We start from the raw sequence: 3,001 nt of genomic DNA, 5'->3' as shown, positions 1-3,001 counted from the left end.
AAGGTCGCCTTCATCGACATCGCCGACGCGCCGAGTCTGACGCTGGCCGACCGCATCGAGAAGGATATCGGCCGGCGCCCCCTCTATCTCAAGACAGACATACGCGACATCGAGGCGCTGCGGGCTTCGGTAGCCAAGGCGGCCGAAGCGCATGGCGACGTGACCGTGCTGGTCAATAATGCCGCGCAGGACGATCGCCACGCGGTGGAAGACGTCACGGTGGAATTCTGGGACAACAACCAGGCCATCAATCTGCGTCCGCACTTCTTCTCCGCCCAGGCGGTGGCGCCGGGCATGAAGCGGGCCGGCGGCGGCTCGATCATCAACTTCACGTCGACGTCGTTTCTGATCAACCACCCGGATATGCCTGCCTATACCGCCGCCAAGGCCGGCATCCTCGGCCTGACCAAGGGGCTTGCCGGCAAGCTCGGCATCGACGGCATTCGCGTCAATGCGATCGCACCCGGCTGGGTGATCACAGAGCGGCAGAAGGAGCTCTGGGTCACCGAACAGGCGCTCGCCGCCCATGTTGCCAAGCAATGCATCAAGCAGGTAATGCAGCCAGATGACACCGTCGGAACGGTGCTGTTCCTGGCATCGGATGCTTCGCGCATGCTGACGGCGCAGATGCTGATCGTCGACGGGGGCTTCCTGTGAGCCCGGGATCCCCGAGCAAGGCGCCTTCTGTTGCCGCTGTCGACTGGGGCACAACCCGTCTCAGGGTCTGGCTGGTCGATGAGGCCGGAAAAATCCTTGCCGAGCGCCGCGGTGACGACGGGCTGATCACCGCGCAAGCCACCGGCTTTTCGATCATCCTCGAAGGACATCTGGCGGCGATGGGCGCACCGGAAGCGATGCCCGTCATCATCTGCGGCATGGCCGGCTCGCGCCAGGGCTGGCTCGAGGCGCCCTATGTCACCGTGCCGGCGCCGATCGGCGCCATTTTGGCCGGTGCGGCACGCATTCCGGGCCAGCGCCGCGACATCCGCATCGTGCCGGGCCTTGCCCAGCGCCAGGTCGACGCGCCCGACGTCATGCGCGGCGAGGAAACGCAGCTTGCCGGCGCTGATTTGCCGGCAAAGGGTCGCCATCTCGTCTGCATGCCTGGTACCCATTCGAAATGGGTGGTGGTCGAACACGGGGCCGTTGCCGGTTTTGGTACATGGCCGACCGGCGAGCTGTTTTCGGTGCTGGCGATGCATTCGATCCTGCGCCACTCGCTGGGCGAACAGCCCAAGCCGGTCGCATCAGGCAATGCGTTCTTTCGGCGCTGGTGCGAGACCGCGTTGACCGAGGGCGGCGATGTCACCTCGAGACTGTTCTCGATCCGCGCCGCGGGCCTGCTCCAGGACTTGAAGCCCGACGATGCCGCTGCTTGCCTGTCCGGCCTGCTCATCGGCGGCGAGATCGCCTCGGCCAGCCGCCGCTACGGGAAAGGCGCGTCGTCGGTCGTGCTGATTGCTTCCGGCGCGCTCGGCGCGCTCTACGCTGAGGCGCTCGGCCTTGCCGGACTTGCGGTTCGGACTGTCGACGCCGACGAGGCAGTGCGTGCCGGCTTGATCGAGGCCGCGCGCGAAAATGGCATGATTGCCGGAAGCGGAGTTGTAGCATGACCGAGACCGCACCGTTTCCGAAGCTAGAGCGCGGCCTTGTCGCCATCCTGCGCGGCCTCAAGCCGGACGAGGCGGTGGCCATTGGCCGGGCAATCTTCGAGGCCGGCATCGAAGCGATCGAAGTGCCGCTCAATTCGCCGGACCCTTTTGCCTCGATCGCAAAGATCGTGCAGGCGCTTCCGGCGACGGCACTGGTCGGCGCGGGGACTGTGTTGACCGCAGCCGATGTTGATCGCTTGCACAACGCCGGCGGACGGCTGCTGGTCAGCCCCAACATCGATGCCGAGGTCATGGGCCGCGCGATGAATTACGGCATGGTGACGATGCCCGGTGTGTTCACGCCGACCGAGGCCTTCCAGGCGATCAGGCTCGGCGCCTCGGCGCTGAAATTCTTCCCGGCAGGCGTGCTTGGCGCAGCCGGCATCGCCGCGATGCGCGCCGTTTTGCCCAACGAGACGTTGGTCGGCGCGGTCGGCGGTGTCTCGGAGAAGGACTTTGCCGGCTACAAGACCGCCGGCGTCAGCGTCTTCGGCTTGGGATCCAGCCTGTTCAAACCTGGTATGAGCGTCGACGAAGTAGCCGTGCGGGCCCGTGCTGCCACAGTAGCCTGGGATGCGGCGTTTGGAGCGGCACGATGAGCGAGACCCTCGTTTCGGTTTTTTCCGACCATGTCTGCCAGCTCGGCGAGGGGCCGAGCTATGACCCCGCCACCGACACCCTCTATTGGTTCGACATCGTCAACGGCCAGCTTCTGGAAAAGAGCCTGTCCGGCGGCGCGGTCAAGATCCACGAGCTTGGCCAGATGGCCAGCGCCATCGCCATCATCGACGACAACAGACAGTTGATCGCCACCGAAACAGGCCTGCACGTCCGCGACGTGGCGACCGGCAAGCTGACGCTGCACACCGCGATCGAGGCCGACAACCCGGTGACGCGCTCGAACGATTCGCGCGTCCACCCCTGCGGCGCCTTCTGGGTCGGCACGATGGGCAAGGGCGAGGAGAAGGGCGCCGGCTCGATCTACTGGTTCTTCAAGGGGGAGTTGCGCCGGCTTTACTCGGACATCACCGTGTCGAACTCGATCTGTTTTTCCGAAGACGGAACGATCGCCTACTACACCGATACCAGCACCGGACTGCTGATGCGGGTCAGCTGCGATCCTGCAACCGGCCTGCCGTCCGGCGAGCCGAAGATCTTCGTCGATCACCGCAAGGCCAGTGGCTATATCGACGGTTCGGTGCTCGATCGCGACGGCGTCCTGTGGAACGCCTGCTGGGGCGGCAGCGTCATCGAAGCCTACGGACCCGACGGCAAGCTCGTCCGCTCGATCGCCATGCCGGTGACGCAGCCGTCCTGTCCGGCCTTTGTCGGCAGGAATGCCGACCGGC

General features: G+C 65.5%; 3 protein-coding genes and 1 pseudogene. All 4 read left to right on the top strand.

Translation table 11 applies throughout. From position 1 onward, the window contains the following. On the top strand, positions 1-657 hold a 657-nt coding region (locus E5W87_RS15130; RefSeq protein WP_292398639.1), incomplete at its 5' end, for an SDR family NAD(P)-dependent oxidoreductase. Next, a complete protein-coding gene (locus E5W87_RS15125; RefSeq protein WP_292398637.1) occupies positions 654-1,613 on the top strand; it encodes a 2-dehydro-3-deoxygalactonokinase in 960 nt (319 codons plus the stop codon). The genes E5W87_RS15130 and E5W87_RS15125, both read left to right, overlap by 4 nt. Beyond that, positions 1,610-2,251, top strand: a complete 642-nt coding sequence (locus E5W87_RS15120; protein ID WP_292398635.1) for a 2-dehydro-3-deoxy-6-phosphogalactonate aldolase — start codon at positions 1,610-1,612, stop codon at positions 2,249-2,251. Before E5W87_RS15125 ends, E5W87_RS15120 begins: the two co-directional genes overlap by 4 nt. Continuing rightward, positions 2,248-3,001 (top strand): annotated as a pseudogene (locus E5W87_RS15115) (SMP-30/gluconolactonase/LRE family protein); the annotation flags it as partial. The gene E5W87_RS15120 and the pseudogene E5W87_RS15115, both read left to right, overlap by 4 nt.

This window comes from Mesorhizobium sp., assembly GCF_004962925.1.
Lineage (GTDB): Bacteria > Pseudomonadota > Alphaproteobacteria > Rhizobiales > Rhizobiaceae > Mesorhizobium.
This window is presented reverse-complemented; position numbering and strand designations above follow the sequence as displayed.

What these genes read in the sequence shown, in the direction of transcription:
- E5W87_RS15120 (WP_292398635.1), top strand. Translation starts at nt 1,610, where the DNA reads ATGACCGAGACCGCACCGTTTCCGAAGCTAGAGCGCGGCCTTGTCGCC.